Source organism: Rhizobium sp. AN80A, from assembly GCF_030053015.1.
Taxonomy (GTDB): domain Bacteria; phylum Pseudomonadota; class Alphaproteobacteria; order Rhizobiales; family Rhizobiaceae; genus Rhizobium; species Rhizobium metallidurans.
The window spans coordinates 1,287,375-1,308,453 of sequence record NZ_JASJPX010000003.1 but is presented as its reverse complement, the minus strand read 5'-3'; the positions used below and the strand labels follow the sequence as shown (position 1 = coordinate 1,308,453).

At 61.4% G+C, this 21,079-nt stretch carries 16 protein-coding genes and 3 pseudogenes; all 19 read left to right on the top strand.

Annotated features, from left to right (window positions below; genetic code table 11):
* The first annotated feature begins 46 nt into the window (after positions 1–46).
* The 19 genes and pseudogenes from P3R82_RS17985 to P3R82_RS17895 all read left to right on the top strand — a co-directional run bounded on the left by P3R82_RS17985 (position 47) and on the right by P3R82_RS17895 (position 21,074).
* The gene (locus P3R82_RS17985) at positions 47–1,237 is read left to right on the top strand and encodes an NADH-quinone oxidoreductase subunit D (protein WP_018900211.1); all 1,191 of its coding nucleotides are present in this window, start codon (positions 47–49) and stop codon (positions 1,235–1,237) included.
* A complete protein-coding gene (locus P3R82_RS17980) occupies positions 1,237–1,512 on the top strand; it encodes a hypothetical protein (protein WP_283194798.1) in 276 nt (91 codons plus the stop codon). The genes P3R82_RS17985 and P3R82_RS17980 overlap by 1 nt, the downstream gene beginning before the upstream one ends.
* Positions 1,513–1,528: 16 nt before the next feature.
* Complete coding sequence (locus P3R82_RS17975) at positions 1,529–2,650, top strand: NADH-quinone oxidoreductase subunit E (protein WP_283194797.1); 1,122 nt, start codon at positions 1,529–1,531, stop codon at positions 2,648–2,650.
* A 10-nt stretch (positions 2,651–2,660) separates the two neighbouring features.
* Positions 2,661–3,965, top strand: coding sequence for an NADH-quinone oxidoreductase subunit NuoF (nuoF, locus tag P3R82_RS17970; RefSeq protein ID WP_183899686.1), 1,305 nt, complete (start codon positions 2,661–2,663; stop codon positions 3,963–3,965).
* 4 nt (positions 3,966–3,969) lie between these two features.
* Positions 3,970–4,614: a 5' DNA nuclease gene (locus tag P3R82_RS17965; RefSeq protein WP_283194796.1), complete on the top strand. Its 645-nt coding sequence runs from the start codon at positions 3,970–3,972 to the stop codon at positions 4,612–4,614.
* A 228-nt stretch (positions 4,615–4,842) separates the two neighbouring features.
* Positions 4,843–6,925: pseudogene (gene nuoG, locus P3R82_RS17960) on the top strand (NADH-quinone oxidoreductase subunit NuoG).
* 12 nt (positions 6,926–6,937) lie between these two features.
* Positions 6,938–7,981, top strand: coding sequence for an NADH-quinone oxidoreductase subunit NuoH (gene nuoH, locus P3R82_RS17955; RefSeq protein WP_183899689.1), 1,044 nt, complete (start codon positions 6,938–6,940; stop codon positions 7,979–7,981).
* A gap of 40 nt (positions 7,982–8,021) precedes the next feature.
* Positions 8,022–8,513 carry an NADH-quinone oxidoreductase subunit NuoI gene (nuoI, locus tag P3R82_RS17950; RefSeq protein WP_183899690.1) on the top strand — a complete coding sequence of 164 codons (492 nt, stop codon included), beginning with the start codon at positions 8,022–8,024 and terminating at the stop codon, positions 8,511–8,513.
* Between the two features lie 136 nt (positions 8,514–8,649).
* A complete protein-coding gene (locus P3R82_RS17945) occupies positions 8,650–9,264 on the top strand; it encodes an NADH-quinone oxidoreductase subunit J (RefSeq protein WP_183899691.1) in 615 nt (204 codons plus the stop codon).
* Between the two features lie 29 nt (positions 9,265–9,293).
* The gene (gene nuoK, locus P3R82_RS17940; protein WP_018900202.1) at positions 9,294–9,602 is read left to right on the top strand and encodes an NADH-quinone oxidoreductase subunit NuoK; all 309 of its coding nucleotides are present in this window, start codon (positions 9,294–9,296) and stop codon (positions 9,600–9,602) included.
* 7 nt (positions 9,603–9,609) lie between these two features.
* Entirely contained in the window at positions 9,610–11,604 is a 1,995-nt protein-coding gene (nuoL, locus tag P3R82_RS17935; protein WP_283194795.1) for an NADH-quinone oxidoreductase subunit L, read from the top strand.
* Positions 11,604–13,115, top strand: coding sequence for an NADH-quinone oxidoreductase subunit M (locus P3R82_RS17930; RefSeq protein ID WP_283194794.1), 1,512 nt, complete (start codon positions 11,604–11,606; stop codon positions 13,113–13,115). Before nuoL ends, P3R82_RS17930 begins: the two co-directional genes overlap by 1 nt.
* Positions 13,116–13,133: 18 nt before the next feature.
* A complete protein-coding gene (nuoN, locus tag P3R82_RS17925) occupies positions 13,134–14,579 on the top strand; it encodes an NADH-quinone oxidoreductase subunit NuoN (RefSeq protein ID WP_183899694.1) in 1,446 nt (481 codons plus the stop codon).
* A pseudogene (locus tag P3R82_RS17920) lies at positions 14,579–15,342 on the top strand (biotin--[acetyl-CoA-carboxylase] ligase). The gene nuoN and the pseudogene P3R82_RS17920 overlap by 1 nt, the downstream one beginning before the upstream one ends.
* A 17-nt stretch (positions 15,343–15,359) precedes the next feature.
* Entirely contained in the window at positions 15,360–17,030 is a 1,671-nt protein-coding gene (locus tag P3R82_RS17915) for a ribonuclease J (RefSeq protein ID WP_283194793.1), read from the top strand.
* Positions 17,031–17,033: 3 nt separating this feature from the next.
* Positions 17,034–17,438 (top strand): methylmalonyl-CoA epimerase, encoded by a 405-nt coding sequence (gene mce, locus P3R82_RS17910; RefSeq protein ID WP_283194792.1) that lies wholly within the window; start codon positions 17,034–17,036, stop codon positions 17,436–17,438.
* Between the two features lie 127 nt (positions 17,439–17,565).
* Positions 17,566–17,847, top strand: a complete 282-nt coding sequence (locus P3R82_RS17905; protein WP_183899698.1) for a DUF1467 family protein — start codon at positions 17,566–17,568, stop codon at positions 17,845–17,847.
* A gap of 576 nt (positions 17,848–18,423) precedes the next feature.
* Positions 18,424–19,746 (top strand): proline--tRNA ligase, encoded by a 1,323-nt coding sequence (gene proS, locus P3R82_RS17900; protein WP_283194791.1) that lies wholly within the window; start codon positions 18,424–18,426, stop codon positions 19,744–19,746.
* 19 nt (positions 19,747–19,765) lie between these two features.
* Positions 19,766–21,074: pseudogene (locus P3R82_RS17895) on the top strand (lipoprotein-releasing ABC transporter permease subunit).
* Positions 21,075–21,079: the final 5 nt, after the last annotated feature.

Below are 21,079 nucleotides of genomic sequence, written 5' to 3'. Positions count from 1 at the left end.
CTCCGTTCGCCGTCTCATGCCAATTGCCAGCGCGGAGCGCGTCGCTATGACTGAACATAACGTTCGCAACTTTACGATCAACTTCGGACCGGAGCACCCGTCCGCGCACGGCGTTCTGCGTCTGGTGCTCGAGCTCGATGGCGAAATCATCGAACGCGTCGATCCGCATATCGGCCTCCTGCACCGCGGCACCGAAAAGCTGATCGAATCGAAGACCTATCTTCAGGCCGTTCCCTATTTCGATCGTCTCGACTACGTCGCGCCGATGAACCAGGAGCATGCTTTCGCGCTCGCCGTCGAAAAGATGCTGAAGCTGGAAATTCCGATTCGCGGTCAGCTGATTCGAGTTCTGTACTCCGAAATTGGCCGAATCTTGTCGCACATCATGAACGTGACGACGCAGGCCATGGACGTCGGCGCGATGACGCCGCCGGTCTGGGGCTTCGAAGAGCGCGAAAAGCTGATGGTGTTCTACGAGCGCGCCTGCGGCGCCCGCATGCACTCGGCCTATTTCCGTCCGGGTGGCGTCCACCAGGACATCCCCCAGGAACTGGTCGAGGATATCGGCAAGTGGTGCGATCCGTTCCTCAAGGTTCTCGACGATATCGAAGGCCTTTTGACCGACAACCGTATCTTCAAGCAGCGTAACGTCGATATCGGCGTCGTCTCGCTGGAGGATGCATGGTCCTGGGGCTTCTCGGGCGTCATGGTTCGCGGTTCGGGCGCTGCCTGGGACCTGCGCCGCTCGCAGCCCTACGAGTGCTACAACGATCTCGAATTCGACATCGCCATCGGCAAGAACGGCGACTGCTACGATCGCTATCTGATCCGCATGATCGAAATGCGCCAGTCCGTCCGCATCATGAAGCAGTGCGTCAATCGCCTGCTCGGCGATGCCAAGGTCGGCCCGGTCTCCTCGATCGACGGCAAGGTCGTTCCGCCGAAGCGGGGCGAGATGAAGCGTTCGATGGAAGCGCTGATCCACCACTTCAAGCTCTACACCGAAGGCTACCACGTTCCGGCCGGCGAAGTGTACGCGGCCGTCGAAGCGCCGAAGGGCGAGTTCGGCGTCTACGTCGTCGCCGACGGCAGCAACAAGCCCTACCGTTGCAAGATCCGCGCTCCGGGCTATGCCCACCTGCAGGCGATGGACTTCCTCTGCAAGGGCCACATGCTCGCCGACGTGACCGCCGTTCTCGGTTCGCTCGACATCGTCTTCGGCGAGGTCGACCGCTAATGAAGCTGCCGTCGCTCGCTACCGTCGTTCTCCTCCTGGCTTCCGGGGCATACGCCCAGCAGGCCGGTGGACTTGGCCCCAAGCTGGGCCAGGAAGACGTGGCGCCGCCGGCAAACAAGGCGTCCATGGGCGAGCTTTTGTCCAGGGGCTATCAAATCAAGGCTGCAGTGCCCAACGGTGGCAAGTTCTTCGTTGTGTTTCTGCAGAAAGACCAGTCGGCCTATGCTTGCGAGATGAAGTCTCTGACGTCGTCGCAGTGTGGCGCCCTAAACTGACAAGGCGTGAGGAAGAATGTCCGTTCGTCGACTAGCCGAAGATCAATTCCAGCCTGCCGCGTTCGCCTTCAATGACGAGAACGCGGTCTGGGCGGATAAGACGATCCAGAAATACCCTGCGGGCCGTCAGCAATCCGCGGTCATTCCGCTGTTGATGCGAGCGCAGGAACAGGACGGCTGGGTCACGCGCGCGGCGATCGAAAAGGTCGCCAACATGCTCGACATGGCCTATATCCGTGTTCTCGAGGTCGCGACCTTCTACACGCAGTTCCAGCTCGGCCCGGTCGGCACGCGCGCCCACGTCCAGGTCTGCGGCACCACGCCCTGCATGCTGCGCGGTTCGGAAGGCCTGATGTCGGTCTGCAAGAGCAAGATCCATCATCATCCGTTCGAGCGTAATGCCGAAGGCACGCTGTCCTGGGAAGAAGTCGAATGTCTCGGGGCCTGCGTCAACGCGCCCATGGTGATGATCGGCAAGGATACCTATGAAGACCTGACGCCGGAGCGGCTGGCCGAGATCATCGACACCTTCGATGCCGGCAATGGCGCAAGCATCACGCCCGGCCCGCAGATCGACCGTCATTTCTCGTCTCCGGAAGGCGGCCCGACCACGCTGACGGACGCAGAGCCGAAGAAGAAGGTCTCCGCCAAGAAGGTCGTCGCCGATGCGGCGACCGCAACGGTTGATGCGGCACCGGTTCCTCCGTCGGAAGCCGCCCGGGCCAAGAGCACGGACGCCGAGACCAATGCTGCGCTGAAGACGCCGGTAACGGCGCCCAAGGCGGCCGCGAACAACGCCAAGGCCGTCGAAGAACAGGCTGCTGCTCCGGCTGCTGACGCCGGAAAGCCGTCGCTCACCGACAAGAACCGTCCGGCCGGCATCGAGCGGCCCGCGACCCCCGACGATCTGAAGCTGATCTCGGGCGTTGGCCCGAAGATCGAAGGCACGCTGCACGAACTCGGCATCTTCACCTTCGCGCAGGTCGCGGGCTGGAAGAAGGCCGAGCGCGACTGGGTCGATGGTTACCTGAATTTCAAGGGCCGCATCGATCGTGACGACTGGGTCAAGCAGGCCAAGGCGCTCGCCAAGGGCGGCGAAGCCGAATACATTAAAGTTTTCGGCAAGAAGCCGCGGTAAGAGGTGAAGCATGTTACAAGATAAAGACCGCATCTTTACCAATATCTACGGCCTCAAGGACAAGTCCCTGAAGGGCGCGATGAGCCGCGGCCACTGGGATGGCACCAAGCAGATCCTCGAAAAGGGTCGCGACTGGATCATCAACGAGATGAAGGCCTCCGGCCTTCGCGGCCGTGGCGGCGCAGGCTTCCCGACAGGTCTCAAGTGGTCCTTCATGCCGAAGGAAAGCGACGGTCGCCCGCACTACCTCGTCGTCAACGCCGACGAGTCCGAGCCCGGCACCTGCAAGGACCGTGACATCATGCGTCACGATCCGCACACGCTGATCGAAGGCTGCGTCATCGCCAGCTTCGCCATGGGCGCCAACGCCGCCTACATCTACGTGCGCGGCGAATACGTCCGCGAGCGCGAGGCGCTGCAGGCCGCGATCGACGAGTGCTACGACTACGGCCTTCTCGGCAAGAACAACAAGCTCGGCTATCCGATGGACATCTTCGTCCACCACGGCGCCGGTGCCTATATCTGCGGCGAGGAAACCGCACTTCTCGAAAGCCTGGAAGGCAAGAAAGGCCAGCCGCGCCTGAAGCCGCCATTCCCGGCCAACATGGGTCTCTACGGCTGCCCGACCACTGTCAACAACGTCGAGTCGATCGCCGTTGCCCCGACCATCCTGCGTCGCGGCGCCGGCTGGTTCTCGTCGATCGGCCGTCCGAACAATGTCGGTACCAAGCTGTTCATGCTGTCGGGTCACGTCAACAAGCCGTGCACCGTCGAGGAAGAAATGGGCATCACCTTCCGCGAACTGGTCGACCGTCACGCCGGCGGTATCCGCGGCGGTTGGGACAACCTGCTCGCCGTCATCCCGGGCGGCGCATCGTGCCCGATCGTTCCGGCCAAGGACATCATCGATTGCCCGATGGACTTCGACGGCCTGCGCGCTGTTGGCTCTTCCTTCGGCACGGCCGCCGCCATCGTCATGGACAAGTCCACCGACGTCGTGAAGGCGATCGCCCGTATCTCGGCCTTCTTCAAGCATGAGAGCTGCGGCCAGTGCACGCCGTGCCGCGAAGGTACCGGCTGGATGTGGCGCGTCATGGAGCGCATGGCCAAGGGCAACGCCCAGAAGCGCGAAATCGACATGCTCTTCGCCGTCACCAAGCAGATCGAGGGCCACACCATCTGTGCGCTCGGCGATGCTGCCGCATGGCCGGTGCAGGGTCTGATCCGTAACTTCCGTCATGAGATCGAAGCGCGGATTGATCAATATACGGCGAGCGCCATGGATCATGGCGCGGTTCTCGAGGCTGCTGAGTAAGACGATGGCAAACGCATCCGACAGCAAGAACAAGGAAGGGGTTGCCGATTTCTCGGCGGACTTCGGCCGTCTTGCCGCCGAGATGCTGGAAAATGCCCGCGCCTTGCCGATCGCGCCGATGATGGTCAATCCGGCAGCCGCTATGGCCGCCGCGACCGCGATCGGTTTCGGCTTCTCCACGCAAATGGCCGGCGCCTTTTTCGGCGCCCTCCAGGGAGCGATGGAAGCATCGAACAAGCTGGCGGCGGTTCTCGACGAGACGCCGCCGGAAGAGCCGAAGCCCGAGATCGACGTGAAGCCGGAAAACATTCGCCCGGCCGCGCCGAAAAAGGCAGCCGGCCGCGTAAAGCTGGCGGTCGTGTCCGACACGGCCGAGCCGGTTGCGGCGAAGGCGAAAGTTGCCGCGGCCGGCAAGCCGGCGGCCCGGGGCAGGAAGGCCGATGATCTGAAGCAGATCTCCGGCATCGGCCCGAAGCTGGAGCAGGTGCTGAACGCCAGGGGCGTTCGCACGCTCGCGGTGATCGCCGCCTGGTCGGATGCCGATGTGGCCCGCCTCGACGCCGAACTCGGCTTCGACGGCCGCATCGCCCGCGATGGCTGGGTGGCGCAGGCCAAGGCGCTGACGGCGAGGGGCCGGAAGCGGACGTGATGATGTCCGGTCGCGGATCGCGACCGGAGGAGAGACAAGGCCGAGCGGCGCGGGGAGGGTCCCGGTGCCGCGAAGGTCGCAGGCCGGTTCCCGGGCCTCGGGGGGCGGAGACGAAAATTTGGACGACACCGGTGTCAGCGGGATCGAAAATCCGCCCTGGCAGTGGAAACGTTGCAGAATAGGTTTGTTTGCCGGCATCCGGTGAACGGGAAACAGGACTGAGTGACGATGGCAAAACTGAAGATTGACGGTAACGAGATCGAGGTCCCGGATCATTACACCCTCATTCAGGCGTGTGAGGAAGCCGGTGCTGAAGTTCCGCGCTTCTGCTTCCACGAGCGCCTTTCGGTTGCCGGCAACTGCCGCATGTGCCTCGTCGAGGTCAAGGGTGGCCCGCCGAAGCCGCAGGCATCTTGCGCCATGGGCGTGCGCGATATCCGCGGCGGCCCGAACGGCGAACTGCCCGAGGTCTTCACCAACACGCCGATGGTCAAGAAGGCCCGCGAAGGCGTGATGGAATTCCTGCTGATCAACCATCCGCTGGATTGCCCGATCTGCGACCAAGGTGGCGAGTGCGACCTGCAGGACCAGGCCATGGCCTTCGGTATCGCCGGCTCGCGCTACCAGGAAGACAAGCGCGCCGTCGAGGACAAGTACATCGGACCGCTCGTCAAGACGGTTATGAACCGCTGCATTCACTGCACGCGCTGCGTTCGCTTCACCACCGAGGTCGCCGGCATCGCCGAGCTTGGCCTGATCGGTCGTGGCGAGGATGCCGAGATCACCACCTATCTCGAGCAGGCGATGACCTCCGAGCTGCAGGGCAACGTCGTTGACCTGTGCCCGGTCGGCGCGCTGACCTCCAAGCCCTTTGCCTTCACGGCCCGTCCGTGGGAACTGAACAAGACCGAAACGATCGACGTCATGGACGCGCTCGGTTCGGCGATCCGCGTCGACACCCGTGGCCGCGAAGTCATGCGCGTCATGCCGCGCGTCAATGACCAGATCAACGAAGAGTGGATCTCCGACAAGAGCCGCTTCATCTGGGACGGCCTGAAGACGCAGCGCCTCGACAAGCCTTATGTTCGCAAGGACGGTCGCCTGCAGGTCGCAAGCTGGCCGGACGCGTTCGCCGCCATCAAGTCGGCCGTGGCCTCCACCTCCGGCGACAAGATCGGCGCCATCGCCGGCGACCTCGCTTCGGTCGAAGAGATGTACGCCCTGTCCGAGCTGGTGAAGTCGCTCGGTTCCGAGAACCTCGACTGTCGCCAGGATGGGACGGCACTCGATCCGTCGCTCGGCCGCGCAAGCTACATCTTCAATCCGACGATCGAAGGCATCGAACAGGCCGACGCGCTGCTGATCATCGGCGCCAACCCGCGCTTCGAAGCCGCCGTTCTCAATGCCCGCATCCGCAAGCGCTGGCGCCGCGGCAACTTCCCCGATCGGCGTGATCGGCGAAGCCGGCGAACTGCGTTACGACTACGAATATCTCGGTTCCGGCCCGGATACGCTGAAGGATCTGGTCGATGGCACGCACAGCTTCGCCAAGGTGCTGGCCGATGCCAAGAAGCCGCTGATCATCATCGGCCAGGGCGCTCTCGCACGCGCTGATGGCACTGGCGTTCTCGCCAGCGCCGCCAAGCTCGCCGGCACTGTCGGCGCGGTCGTCGATGGCTGGAACGGCTTTGCCGTTCTGCACACGGCTGCCGCCCGCGTGGGCGGTCTTGATCTCGGCTTCGTGCCGGGCGCCAAGGGTGTCGATGCGGCTGAAATGCTGACGTCGATGGACGTTCTCTTCCTGCTCGGCGCCGATGAGATGAATTTCGAAGCCAAGAAGGCGAAGTTCACCGTCTACATCGGTTCGCATGGCGACCAGGGCGCGCAGAACGCCGACGTCATCCTGCCGGCCGCCGCTTACACGGAAAAGTCGGGCACCTGGGTCAACACCGAGGGCCGCGTGCAGATCGGCAATCGCGCCGGCTTTGCTCCGGGCGATGCCCGCGAGGATTGGGCGATCATCCGCGCGCTCTCCGACGTTCTCGGCAAGAAATTGCCGTTCGATTCGTTGAGCCAGCTGCGCGCCAAGCTCTACCAGGCGTTCCCGCATTTCGCGGCCGCCGACGAGATTGCCGACAGCGACAGCGCCAAAATTGCAGCGGTGGCCAAAAAAGCCGGCAAAATGAACAAGTCCGGCTTTGCATCGCCGGTGAAAGACTTCTATTTGACGAACCCAATCGCGCGCGCATCGGCTGTCATGGCCGAGTGCTCGGCATTGGCCCGCAACAACTTCAAAGTCGCGGCAGAGTAAGGGCAGGGGACTATGGAATCGTTTCTTTCAACATATGTCTGGCCAGGCCTCCTCATGGTCGGTCAGTCGCTTCTCGTCCTCGTCTGCTTGCTCGTCTTCATCGCCTACATTCTGTTGGCCGACCGCAAGATCTGGGCGGCCGTACAGTTGCGCCGTGGACCGAATGTGGTGGGTCCCTTCGGCCTTTTCCAGTCCTTCGCCGATCTTTTGAAGTTCGTCTTCAAGGAGCCGATCATTCCGGCCGGCGCCGACAAGGCGGTCTTCCTTCTGGCGCCGCTGGTCACCGTGCTGCTGGCGCTCTCGACCTGGGCTGTCATTCCCTTCGCGGATGGATGGGTCATCGCCAACATCAACGTCGGCATCCTGTACATTTTCGCGATCTCGTCGCTTGAAGTGTACGGCGTGATCATGGGCGGCTGGGCCTCGAACTCGAAGTATCCGTTCCTTGGCGCGCTGCGCTCGGCGGCGCAGATGGTTTCCTACGAAGTTTCGATCGGTTTCGTCATCGTCACTGTCCTGCTTACGGTGGGTTCGCTCAATCTGACGGATATCGTCTATGCGCAGCAGAGTGGCATCGGTACGGGCGTCGGCCTGCCATCGTCCTTCCTGGACTGGAATTGGCTTGCACTGTTCCCGATGTTCATCATCTTCTTCATCTCGGCACTGGCTGAAACCAACCGTCCGCCCTTCGACCTTCCGGAAGCTGAATCCGAACTCGTCGCCGGCTTCATGGTCGAGTATGGTTCCTCCCTCTACATGATGTTCATGCTCGGCGAATACGCGGCCATCGTCCTGATGTGCTCGCTGACGACGATCCTGTTCCTCGGGGGCTGGCTGCCGCCGGTCGACGTCTGGTTCCTCAACTGGGTTCCCGGCATCGTCTGGTTCATGCTGAAGTCGTGCCTGGTGTTCTTCATGTTCGCGATGGTCAAGGCATTCGTCCCGCGCTACCGCTACGACCAGCTGATGCGCCTCGGCTGGAAGGTCTTCCTTCCGCTGTCGCTCGCCATGGTCATCATCGTTGCATTCGTGCTGAAGCTGACGGCAGGGGCGTGATCATGCCGGCCGTGGTTTCCAGCAATATTGGAGGTTGAAGATGGCAGGCTTGTCCAACGCTGTCAGCTCGTTGTTCCTGAAGGAATTCGTCAGCGCGTTCTGGCTGACGTTCCGCTACATTTTCAAGCAGAAGGCAACGGTGAACTATCCGTTCGAAAAGGGACCGGTCAGCCCGCGCTTCCGTGGCGAACATGCTTTGCGCCGTTATCCGAACGGTGAAGAGCGCTGCATCGCCTGCAAGCTGTGCGAGGCGATCTGTCCTGCTCAGGCGATCACCATCGAAGCCGGTCCGCGCCGCAACGATGGCACCCGCCGCACGGTCCGTTACGATATCGACATGGTGAAGTGCATCTATTGCGGCTTCTGCCAGGAGGCATGCCCGGTCGATGCGATCGTCGAAGGCCCGAATTTCGAATTTGCGACGGAAACCCGCGAAGAGCTCTATTTCGACAAGCAGAAGCTCCTCGAAAACGGCGACCGTTGGGAGCGTGAAATCGCTCGCAACCTCGCGCTCGACGCTCCGTACCGTTGATTGAAATTGAAATGCCGGGCGGTGCTTGAAGCGTCGCCCAGTCAACATGCACCAGAGCTTCGCGACAACCAATGCGAAGCTTCATCGGGCGGGGGAAGCCCCCGGCAGCCCGTGGGAAGATGAAGAAGGCACGAACATGGGTCTGCAGGCTCTATTTTTCTATATTTTCGCCTTTATCGCGATAGCGTCGGCGTTCATGGTCATCTGGTCGAAGAACCCGGTTCACTCGGTTCTGTTCCTGATCCTGGTTTTCTTCAACGCGGCCGGTCTCTTCCTGCTGCTCGGGGCTGAATTCCTCGCGATGATCCTGCTCGTCGTTTATGTCGGCGCCGTGGCGGTTCTCTTCCTCTTCGTGGTCATGATGCTCGACATCGACTTCACGGAGCTGCGTGCGGGCGTTCTGGAATACGCGCCGATCGGCGCGCTGATCGGATTGATCCTCGCGGCCGAGCTGATCGTCGTCGTCGGCGGCAGCATGATCTCGCCGGAGATCGCCAAGACGGTGGCGATGCCGATCCCCGCGATCACCGAGCGCACCAACACCGCCGCCCTCGGCGACGTGCTCTATACGAATTATGTCTACTTCTTTGAAATCGCCGCTCTCGTCCTGCTGGTGGCCATGATCGGGGCGATCGTGCTCACGCTCAAGCATCGCACGACGGTCAAGCGTCAGAACATCGCAAACCAGGTTGCCCGCAACCCGAAGACCGCCGTCGAGGTGATCTCGGTGAAGCCGGGTCAGGGGCTTTGAGGCAGGCGCGAGCTTAAGGAAACAACACTATGGTCATCGGACTTTCCCATTACCTGACGGTCAGCGCCATCCTCTTCACGCTCGGCGTCTTCGGCATCTTCCTCAACCGGAAGAACATCATCGTCATCCTGATGTCGATCGAGCTCATTCTGCTCGCCGTCAACATCAACATGGTCGCCTTCTCGTCGTTCCTGAACGACATCGTCGGCCAGGTCTTTGCATTGTTCATTCTGACCGTCGCCGCGGCTGAAGCGGCCATCGGTCTTGCAATTCTCGTCGTCTTCTACCGCAACCGCGGCTCCATCGCCGTGGAAGACGTCAATATGATGAAGGGCTGATAAGGCTATGTTTTTATATAAGGCTATCGTCTTTCTTCCCTTGATCGGCGCGATCATCGCCGGCCTTTTCGGCCGCGCGATCGGCGCCAAGGCATCGGAATACCTCACGACCGGTCTGATGATCATCACGGCGGTGCTGTCGTGGTACGTCTTCATCACCGTAGGCATGGGCGAGGTCGAAGGCGGCCCGATCAAGGTTGAAGTCCTGCGCTGGATCCAGTCCGGCGGCATCGACGTCTCCTGGTCGCTGCGCATCGACACGCTGACCTCGGTCATGCTGATCGTCGTCAACTCCGTTTCGACGCTCGTTCACCTCTACTCGATCGGGTACATGCACCACGACCCGCATCGCCCGCGTTTCTTCGCCTATCTGTCGCTGTTCACCTTCGCGATGTTGATGCTGATCACGTCCGACAACCTTGCCCAGATGTTCTTCGGCTGGGAAGGCGTGGGTCTGGCATCCTATCTGCTGATCGGCTTCTGGTACAAGAAGCCGTCGGCCAACGCCGCGGCGATGAAGGCCTTCGTCGTCAACCGCGTCGGCGACTTCGGCTTCATTCTCGGCATTGCGAGCGTCTTCGTCCTCTTCGGCGCCATCAACTTCGACACCATCTTCGCGAACGCCGCCGGCTTCGCCAAGGAGGGTGGCGCTGGCACCGACGTCGTTCTCAATCTCTTCGGCATGCAGCTCAACAAGGCTCAGGCACTGACCGGCGCCTGCCTGCTGCTGTTCATGGGCGCGATGGGCAAGTCGGCGCAGTTCCTGCTGCACACCTGGCTGCCGGACGCCATGGAAGGCCCGACGCCCGTGTCGGCCCTCATCCATGCCGCGACCATGGTCACCGCTGGCGTCTTCCTCGTCGCCCGCATGTCGCCGCTGTTCGAACTGTCGCCCGATGCGCTGACGGTCGTTACCCTCATTGGTGCGATCACCGCCTTCTTCGCGGCAACCGTCGGCCTCGTGCAGAACGATATCAAGCGCGTCATCGCCTATTCGACCTGCTCGCAGCTCGGCTACATGTTCGTCGCTCTCGGCGTCGGCGCCTATGGCGCGGCCATCTTCCACCTGTTCACGCACGCTTTCTTCAAGGCGCTGCTCTTCCTTTGCGCCGGCTCGGTCATCCATGCCGTCGATGGCGAGCAGGACATGCGTCACATGGGTGGTCTGCGTCCGCACATCAAGGTCACCTTCGTCATGATGCTGATCGGCACGCTCGCCATTACCGGCGTCGGCATTCCCTTCACGTCGTTCGGCTTTGCCGGCTTCTTCTCGAAGGACGTCATCATCGAGGCAGCCTACGCTTCGAATTCGCCGGTCGCCGGTTTCGCCTTCGCCATGCTGGTGATCGCGGCTCTGTTCACGAGCTTCTACTCCTGGCGCCTGATGTTCCTCACCTTCTTCAACAAGCCGCGCGCTTCGCATGAGGTCATGCATCACGTGCACGAATCGCCTCAGGTCATGCTCGTGCCGCTTTATCTGCTGGCTCTCGGTGCGATCTTTGCCGGCTGGTACTTCGAAGGTTACTTCTACGGCGAGGAATATGCCGAGTTCTGGAAGGGCGCGCTCTTCACGGCTGAAGGCAACGACATGCTGACCGCGTATCATGAGGTTCCCCCTCTTGTTATCCTCAGCCCGTTCATCGCCATGGTCACCGGCTTCGTGATCGCCTGGTACATGTACATCAAGTCGCCATCGACGCCGGCCGTGCTCGCACGCCAGCATCGGGTGCTCTACCAGTTCCTCTTGAACAAGTGGTACTTCGACGAGCTCTACGACTTCCTCTTCGTCCGTTCGTCAAAGGCCCTTGGCCGGTTCCTGTGGAAGAAGGGTGACGTCGGCGTCATCGACAACTACGGCCCGAACGGCATTGCCGCCCGCGTCGTCGATGTCACCAACCGCGTCGTGCGCCTGCAGAGCGGTTACCTTTATCACTACGCGTTTGCCATGCTGATCGGTGTTGCGGCGCTCGTTACCTGGATGATGCTCGGGAGTGCCCTCTGATGACCGATTGGCCTATTCTTTCCACGGTCACCTTCCTGCCGTTCGTCGGCGTGGTGCTCCTGCTTCTGATGAACGGAGACGGCCCGAACGGCCGCCGCAACGTCCTCAACATCACTCTGTTGACGACCGTCGCGACCTTCATTCTCTCGCTCTTCATCTGGATCGGCTTCGACAACGCGAACCCGGGTTTCCAGATGGTCGAGAAGCACAGCTGGCTCGGCACGGGTATCAGCTATCAGGTCGGCGTCGACGGCATCTCGATGCTGTTCGTCATCCTGTCGACCTTCCTCATGCCCTTCTGCGTGCTGGCCAGCTGGTTTGCCGTCGAGAAGCGCCTGAAGGAATACATGATCGCCTTCCTGGTGCTGGAAGTGATGATGATCGGCGTCTTCGTGTCGCTCGATATCGTTCTCTTCTACGTCTTCTTCGAAGCCGGCCTTATCCCGATGTTCCTGATCATCGGCGTCTGGGGCGGCAAGGATCGCGTTTACGCCAGCTACAAGTTCTTCCTCTACACGCTGCTCGGTTCCGTCCTGATGCTGCTCGCCATCATGGCGATGTACTGGCAGGCCGGCACGACCGACATTTCGGCGCTGCTTGCCTACAAGTTCCCGCCGCAGATGCAGACCTGGCTATGGCTTGCCTTCTTCGCCTCCTTCGCGGTGAAGATGCCGATGTGGCCCGTCCACACCTGGCTTCCCGACGCCCACGTTCAGGCGCCGACGGCCGGTTCCGTCATCCTGGCGGGCGTGCTGCTGAAGCTCGGTGGCTACGGTCTCATCCGCTTCTCGCTTGGCATGTTCCCCGTCGCCTCCGACTTCTTCGCGCCTCTGGTCTTCGCGCTGTCCGTCATCGCCATCATCTACACATCGCTGGTGGCGCTGATGCAGGACGACATCAAGAAACTGATCGCCTATTCGTCGGTTGCTCACATGGGCTTCGTGACCATGGGCATCTTCGCGGCCAACACGCAGGGTGTGCAGGGCGCGATCTTCGTGATGCTGTCGCACGGTCTCGTCTCCGGCGCGCTCTTCCTCTGCGTCGGCGTGATTTACGACCGGACCCACACGCGTGAGATCGCGGCCTATGGCGGCCTCGTCAACAACATGCCGAAATATGCCTTTGCGATGATGGTCTTCACCATGGCCAACGTCGGTCTTCCCGGCACCTCTGGTTTCGTCGGCGAATTCCTGACGCTGATCGGTGTCTTCCGGGTCAACACCTGGGTTGCGCTCTTCGCCGCCACCGGTGTCATCCTCTCGGCCGCTTACGCGCTCTGGCTCTATCGCCGGGTGATCTTCGGCACGCTGGAGAAGGAAAAGCTCAAGGCTCTCCTCGACCTGACGCCGCGTGAGCAGCTGATCCTCTACCCGCTGATTGCTCTGACGATCTTCTTCGGCGTCTATCCGGCTCCGGTCTTCGATGCGACCGCTGCCTCCGTCGATCAGCTGGTCAATAGCTATTCGGCCGCAGTCCAGGCAGCGCGTGATGTCGCGCTGTCGATGAAATGATGACGGGACTTTTGTGATATGACCTCTGAAACACTTCTCGCAAGCCTGCATCTTTCGATACCGGAACTGATCCTCGCGATCGGTGCCCTGGTCCTGCTGATGGTCGGCGTATTCTCGGGAGAGCGCTCCGGCCGCATGGTCAGCGTTCTCGCGATCATCCTGCTGGCCGTCGCGGCGCTGTGGCTGGTCTTCGCTCCGAGCGAGGGCATTGCCTATGGCGGCGTCTTCCTGGCTGACGGCTTCGGCCGCTTCATGAAGGTGACGGCGCTCGTCGGCTCGATCGTGGCGCTGTTCATGTCGCTCGGTCTCGCCAAGGAAAACCAGCTCGACAAGTTCGAGTTTCCGGTTCTGATCGTGCTCTGCACGCTCGGCATTCTGCTGATGATTTCGGCCAACGACCTGATCGCGCTCTACCTCGGCCTGGAACTGCAGTCCCTGGCGATCTATGTCATCGCCGCGATCAACCGCGACAGCGTCAAGTCCACCGAAGCCGGCCTGAAGTATTTCGTGCTTGGCGCGCTGTCGTCGGGCATGCTGCTCTACGGCATGTCGCTGGTTTACGGATTCACCGGCCAGACCCAGTTCGCCGAAATCGCGCAGGCGCTGACGGTCGAGGGTACGCGTTCGCTCGGCCTGATCTTCGGTCTGGTCTTCATTCTCGCGGGCATCGCCTTCAAGATCTCGGCCGTTCCGTTCCACATGTGGACGCCTGACGTTTACGAAGGTGCGCCGACCCCGGTCACGGCCTTCCTGGCCAGCGCGCCGAAGATCGCCGCGATGGCCATGATGACGCGTATCGTCATCAGCGCCTTCCAGCCCATCATGGCGGACTGGCAGCAGGTCGTCGTGTTCATCTCGATCGCCTCGATGCTGCTCGGCTCGTTTGCCGCGATCGGCCAGAAGAACATCAAGCGACTGATGGCCTATTCGTCGATCGGTCACATGGGCTACGCACTGGTCGGCCTTGCCGCCGGCTCGCAGACGGGCGTCTCCGGCGTCATGCTCTACATGCTGATCTACATGGTCATGACGCTGGGCTCCTTCGCGATCATCATGTCGATGCGCCGCAAGGATGGCACCGTTGTCGAAAACGTAGCCGACCTCGCGGGCCTGTCGACCACCAATCCGATGATGGCGACCGTGCTCACCATCCTGATGTTCTCGCTGGCCGGTATTCCGCCGCTTGCGGGCTTCTTCGGGAAATACTTCGTCTTCGTCGCCGCCATCGAGGCCAAGCTCTATGCGCTTGCCATCATCGGCGTGCTTGCATCGGTTGTCGGCGCTTACTACTACCTGCGCGTCATCAAGCTGATGTGGTTCGATGAAGCCACCGGCGAATTCGCCCGCGTCTCCGGCTCGCTGCGCCTCGTCTTCGGCGTTTCCGGCCTCTTCGTTCTCGCCTATGTCCTCATCGGCGGTCCGATCGGTGGTGCGGCCGAGCTCGCTGCGGCGACGCTGTTCTGATGAGCTTCGACCCACGGCGCCTGAAGTCGCTCGACGACTTCAGGCACGAGGCTCTGTCGGAGACGTTGTCCACCAATAGCGAATGCCTTGCCCGTGCCAGGGCAGGGGACACCGGTTGTCTCTGGGTGACCGCGGAAAGACAGACCGGCGGCGCGGCCGCCGCGGTCGTCCTTGGGTATCGGACCCCGGCAATCTCTACGCCTCCCTGCTTCTGATCGATCCAGCGCCGATGGAGCGCATTTCGTCGCTGCCGCTGGCGATCGCTGTCGCGGTGCACGAAGCGGTGCGAATGGTGCTGCCCGCGAGCGCCGAGCCGCTCGAGGTCAAGTGGCCGAACGACATCCTGATCGGCCGCAAGAAGACATGCGGTATCCTGATGGAAGGCGAGACCTTGCCGGATGGCCGCTATGCGCTCGTCATCGGCATCGGCATCAATGTCGCCTTCATGCCGGACAATCCGCTCTACCCCGTCACCTGCCTGCAGGAACAGGGAAGTTCCGCCTCCGCGCAGGAACTCTTCGCCCATCTGTTCGCATCCATGGCCGATGTGCTATCAGCGTGGGACGCGGCCGGGGCGTTCGCGATATAACCGCCCGTTGGCGCCAGGTCGCCTGCGGTATTGGTGAAAAAGATAACCGTGAACCTGCCGGATCGTTCGATTTCCGGCCACTTCACCGGAATTGATGATAATGGCCTGTTGCTGCTCGATACGGGGGCAGGCAGGATGATGACGATCGCCGCCGGCGACGTCTTCTTTGGATGATTGGAAAAACAAGCAGCATGGCGAAGCAGGACGAACTGGTATTTCTGCCTTTGGGCGGCGTTGGCGAGATCGGTATGAATCTCGCCCTTTACGGCTATGGCCCGTCCGCCCATCGCCAGTGGATCATGGTCGACTGCGGCGTCACCTTCCCGGGTCCGGATCTGCCGGGTGTCGATCTGGTTCTCCCCGATATTCGCTTCCTCGCCAAGGAACGCAAGAACCTGAAGGCGATCTTCATCACCCACGCGCATGAGGATCACTATGGCGCGCTGGCCGATCTGTGGCCGGGCCTCAATGTTCCCGTCTATGCATCGGGCTTCACGGCGGGGCTTCTTGAAGCCAAGCGCAACTACGAGAAGTCGACGATGGTCGAAATCCCGATCACGCCGTTCACAGCGGGCACCGTGGTCAATGTCGGCCCCTTCAGCGTCGAGGGTGTGGCCGTCAATCACTCGATCCCCGAACCGATGTCGTTGGTGATCCGTACTCCGGCCGGCAATGTCATCCACACCGGCGACTGGAAGATCGATCACGAGCCGTCGCTCGGTCCGTTGACCGACGAGACACGCTTCCGCCAGCTCGGCGACGAAGGCGTGCTGGCGCTGATGTGCGATTCGACCAACGCGCTGCGCGACGGCGTCTCGCCGTCGGAGAAGGACGTTTCAGCAAGCCTGCGCAAGATCATCGAGAATGCCGAGGGTCGTGTCGCGATCACCACCTTCTCCTCGAATGTCGGCCGTATTCGCACCGTCGCCGAAGCTGCCGAAGCCGCCGGACGCGAAGTCCTGCTGCTCGGCAGTTCACTGAAGCGGGTCGTCAACGTCTCCCGCGAACTCGGTTTGCTGGATGGCATCAAGCCGTTCATCGCCGAGGAGGAGTATGGCTACATCCCGCGTGAGAACGTCGTGGTGATCCTGACCGGCAGCCAGGGCGAGCCGCGCGCAGCCCTTGCCAAGCTCTCGCGCGACGAGATGCGCAATGTCGCGCTGACGGCCGGCGATACGGTGGTCTTTTCCTCGCGCGCCATTCCCGGCAATGAGAAGGCCATTCAGGACATCAAGAACGGGCTCGTCGAGCAGGGCGTTCACATCGTCACCGATAGCGAAGCGCTCGTTCACGTTTCCGGCCACCCGCGCCGTAACGAATTGCAGAAGATGTACGAGCTGACGCGGCCGGCCATCGTAGTTCCCGTGCATGGCGAGGCCACGCATCTGACAGCCCACAAGGTGCTCGCCGAGCAATCCGGTATCTCGATCGTTCCGCGTGTGCGCAACGGCGATATCCTGCGTCTGGCGCCCGGTCCGGTGGAGGTCATCGACGAGGCCCCGCATGGCCGCATCTTCAAGGACGGCGCGCTGATCGGCGATTTCGACGAGATGGGGATCGGCGAGCGCAAGAAGCTCTCCTACGTCGGTCACGTCGCGCTGAACGTGGTGATCGACAGCCGCTTCGACATCATCGGCGAACCCGACATGGTGGCGATCGGCCTGCCCATCTACGACGACGAGGGCGACGAGTTCGAGGACACGCTCTACGACGCCGCTCTCAGCGCCTTCGAGAGCATTCCGCGCGCGCGCCGCAAGGATCTGGATCTGTTGCAGGAATCGATGCGTCGCGCGGTTCGTTCGACCGCCAACCAGATCTGGGGCAAGAAGCCGCTGGTCACCGTCTTCGTCACCAAGGTCTGACCGATGCTCGGCCGCGTCAATCACGTCGCCCTTGCCGTCCCCGATCTCGCCGCCGCGACGGCCGCCTATCGGGACACGCTCGGCGCCGTGGTGTCGGCGGCCGAGGCATTGCCGGAGCATGGCGTGACCGTTGTCTTCGTCGAGTTGCCGAATACCAAGGTCGAACTGCTCGAGCCGCTCGGTCCGCAATCTCCTATAGCGGCCTTCCTGGAGAAGAACCCATCCGGCGGCATGCACCACATTTGCTACGAGGTGAGCGATATCATCGCCGCTCGCGACCAGATGATGGCCGCCGGGGCGAGGGTGCTCGGAAATGGCGAGCCGAAGACCGGCGCGCACGGCAAGCCCGTGCTCTTCCTGCATCCGAAGGACTTCTTCGGCACGCTGATCGAGCTCGAGCAGGTCTGAACCTGCTGCAACGGAGTGACCCAAGCGCCACCGAGATCGCGCAACTGCGTCAACGTCGCTTTGTATCGCGACCGTTCAGGCTTATAAGGGCGGTGGCCGTGTTGCTGCCGCTTGGGTGGGAGGTTTTATGCTGCAGACATTTCTACAGGGCTTCGCGGTCTACTTCATCGTATGGTGGATGACCCTCTTCGCCGTGTTGCCGATCGGCTTGCGTACGCAGGCTGAGAACGAGGATATCGTGCTCGGTACCGTACATAGCGCGCCCGCCCGTTTCCGCCCGCTCTTCACCTTCTCCCTGACGACGCTGGTCTCCGCCATCATTTACGGTCTCTGGTACGTCGCTTCGACCTATTTCGGCTGGAACCTGGACGCTCTTCCGCAGATCGGCCCATCGTTTTCGCGCGTCTGAGGGCGTTTGCCCAGTGATTGGGCAGATGCGCTGGCGAGGCCGTCATACGCATGTCATCAAGTTGCGGCATGGAGGTGCCGTAACGGAAAGAGCGCATTACGTTGCGGAAGACAGGTGCTTTCGGAACGCGGCGTGATCTCGAAAAGCCAAAAAAAAACAAGGCTAAAAGCCTTGTTTTAAGTATCGCGTGATCCTTAACCGTTACCGGGGCTGCGACAAGCGCGCCTAAGATCTGATCCTCCCAAGACTTGACCGCGAAATTGGTAGGGATTTGAACTCCCTGCCTGTTTTGTGGGCTAAAGCTAGCTCAAAGATTGTGCTTTGTCATCAGATTTTTTTGCATTTTTGCTACACTCGAGTAAATTTTTTCTGTTGATAAGAATTTCGCGCAAGTCATTATAATTTCGCCTTTTTCTTACTTTCTTCGATTTGCGGGCTCGAACTTGCTCTAAGAGAAGCCTGTGGACAGCCCTCGCGGGTTTCCTTCAAGCCGCGAAGCGGTTATGAACGCAGCCAACATTGTGATTGCCTTCGATTCCGCTATCAGGCGGCGTCTCAACAGCTCTGGAATTCGCCATGCGTCTGTCTCGCTACTTCATGCCCATCCTCAAGGAAAACCCCAAGGAGGCTGAAATCGTCTCCCACCGGTTGATGCTGCGTGCCGGCATGATCCGCCAGCAGTCGCAGGGGATCTACTCGTGGCTCCCGCTGGGCAAGCGCGTGCTAGACAAGGTCAACAACATCATCCGCGAGGAGCAGAATCGCGCCGGCGCCATCGAGCTGTCGATGCCGACCCTGCAGTCGGCCGAACTCTGGCAGGAAAGTGGACGTTACGACGCCTACGGCAAGGAGATGCTGCGCATCAAGGACCGCCAGGATCGCCCGATGCTGTACGGCCCGACCAACGAAGAGATGGTCACCGATATCTTCCGGTCTTCGGTCAAGTCCTACAAGGACTTGCCGCTGAACCTCTATCACATCCAGCTGAAGTTCCGCGACGAGATCCGTCCGCGCTTCGGCACCATGCGCTCGCGCGAGTTCATGATGAAGGATGCCTATTCCTTCGACATGACCCGCGAAGGCGCCGAGCACTCCTACAAGAAGATGTTCGCGGCTTACCTGCGCACTTTCGATCGTCTCGGCCTGCGCGCCATCCCCATGCGCGCCGACACCGGCCCGATCGGCGGCGATCTCAGCCACGAGTTCATCATCCTCGCCGACACCGGTGAATCGGAAGTCTATAGCCACAAGGACTTCGTGAATTTCGATATCCCGTCGGTCGACACCAACTTCGACGATGTGGCCGGTCTGGACACGATCTTCAAGAAGTGGACCTCGGTCTACGCCGCCACGTCCGAGATGCACGACGAAGCCGCCTTCGCCGCCATCCCCGAGGGCGATCGCCTTTCGGCGCGCGGAATTGAGGTCGGCCATATCTTCTACTTCGGCACGAAATATTCCGAGCCGATGGGCGCGAAGGTGCAGGGCCCCGATGGCAAGGAACACGCCGTCCACATGGGATCCTACGGTATTGGCCCGACCCGCCTTGTTCCCGCCATCATCGAAGCATCGCATGACGAGAACGGAATCATCTGGCCGGCCTCCGTCGCGCCTTTCGATGTCGTCGTGATCAACATGAAGGCCGGTGACGCCGCGTGCGACGCCGCCTGCGAGAAGATTTACGCAGAGCTCTCCAAGGCTGGCGTCGATGTTCTTTATGACGACACCGACGATCGCGCCGGCACCAAGTTCGCGACCGCGGACCTGATCGGCGTTCCCGTGCAGATCATCGCCGGCCCGCGCGCGGTCGCGAACGGCGAAGTTGAAGTCAAGGACCGCAAGACCGGTGCCCGCGAAACGATGACCATCGATGCGGCAATCAATAAGCTCTTGGGCTAAGAAGAAGGCGGGAGGCGAAATGGCGGACGCAGCGGTGAGCCAGCAGGGATCCAAATCCGGCTCGGCTGCGGCCAGCAGGCCATTTTCCGCTTTCGAGCGACTTGTCGCGTGGCGCTATCTGCGCGCGCGCCGCAAGGAAGCCTTCATCTCGGTGATCGCCGGCTTCTCCTTCATCGGCATCATGCTCGGCGTCGCGACGCTGATCATCGTCATGGCCGTCATGAACGGTTTCCGCACCGAGCTGATCTCGCGCATTCTCGGCATCAACGGCCACATGATCGTGCAGCCGGTCGATGGTCCCTTCACCGATTACGCGGCTCTGACCGATCGCCTGGGCGCCGTGCCCGGCATCAAGGTGGCACTGCCGCTGGTCGAAGGGCAGACGCTGGCGTCCGGCGCCGGCGGTGCCGGTACCGGCGCTCTGGTTCGCGGCATTCGCGCTGAAGACCTGGGCAAGGTGAAAACCATCTCCGACAACATCAAGTCCGGTGACCTGGTCGGCTTTGCCGCGAACCAGGGGGTTCTGATCGGTTCGCGCATGGCCGATCAGCTCGGCTTGCAGGCGGGTGATAGCATTACCCTGATATCGCCCGAAGGTGACGTGACGCCGATGGGCATCAACCCGCGCGTCAAGTCCTACAAGGTCTCGGGGATCTTCGAGATCGGCATGTCGGAATATGACGCGACGATCATCTATATGCCGCTCGAGGAAGCGCAGCTCTATTTCAACGCCGAGGGGCTGGTGCAGTCGATCGAGCTCTTTGCCGACAATCCCGAAAGTGTCGATGAGCTTCGCCCCAAGGTGGAGCAGGCGGCCGGCCGGCAGATCGCCATCACCGATTGGCGCCAGCGCAATCAGACCTTCTTCTCGGCGCTGCAGGTCGAGCGCAACGTGATGTTCATGATCCTGACGCTGATCGTCCTCGTCGCCGCGCTGAACATAATTTCCGGCCTGATCATGCTGGTGAAGGACAAGGGCAGCGATATCGCGATCCTGAGAACCATGGGCGCGACCTCGGGCTCGATCATGCGAATATTCTTCATGACCGGGGCCGCCATCGGCCTGGTCGGCACCTTCGCCGGCGTGCTGCTCGGCGTTATCGTCTGTGCCAACATCGAGATCGATCCGCGCGTTCTTCTCCTGGCTGTCGGGAACGGTGCTGTTTGACCCGCAGCTCTATTTCCTCAGCCAATTGCCGGCCAAGATGGAGTTCGGCGAAACGGTCTCCGTTATCGTCATGGCGCTGACGCTGTCTTTCTTCGCGACAATCTTTCCGGCATGGCGTGCTTCAAAGCTCGATCCCGTGCAGGCCCTGCGCTACGAATAAGGAAT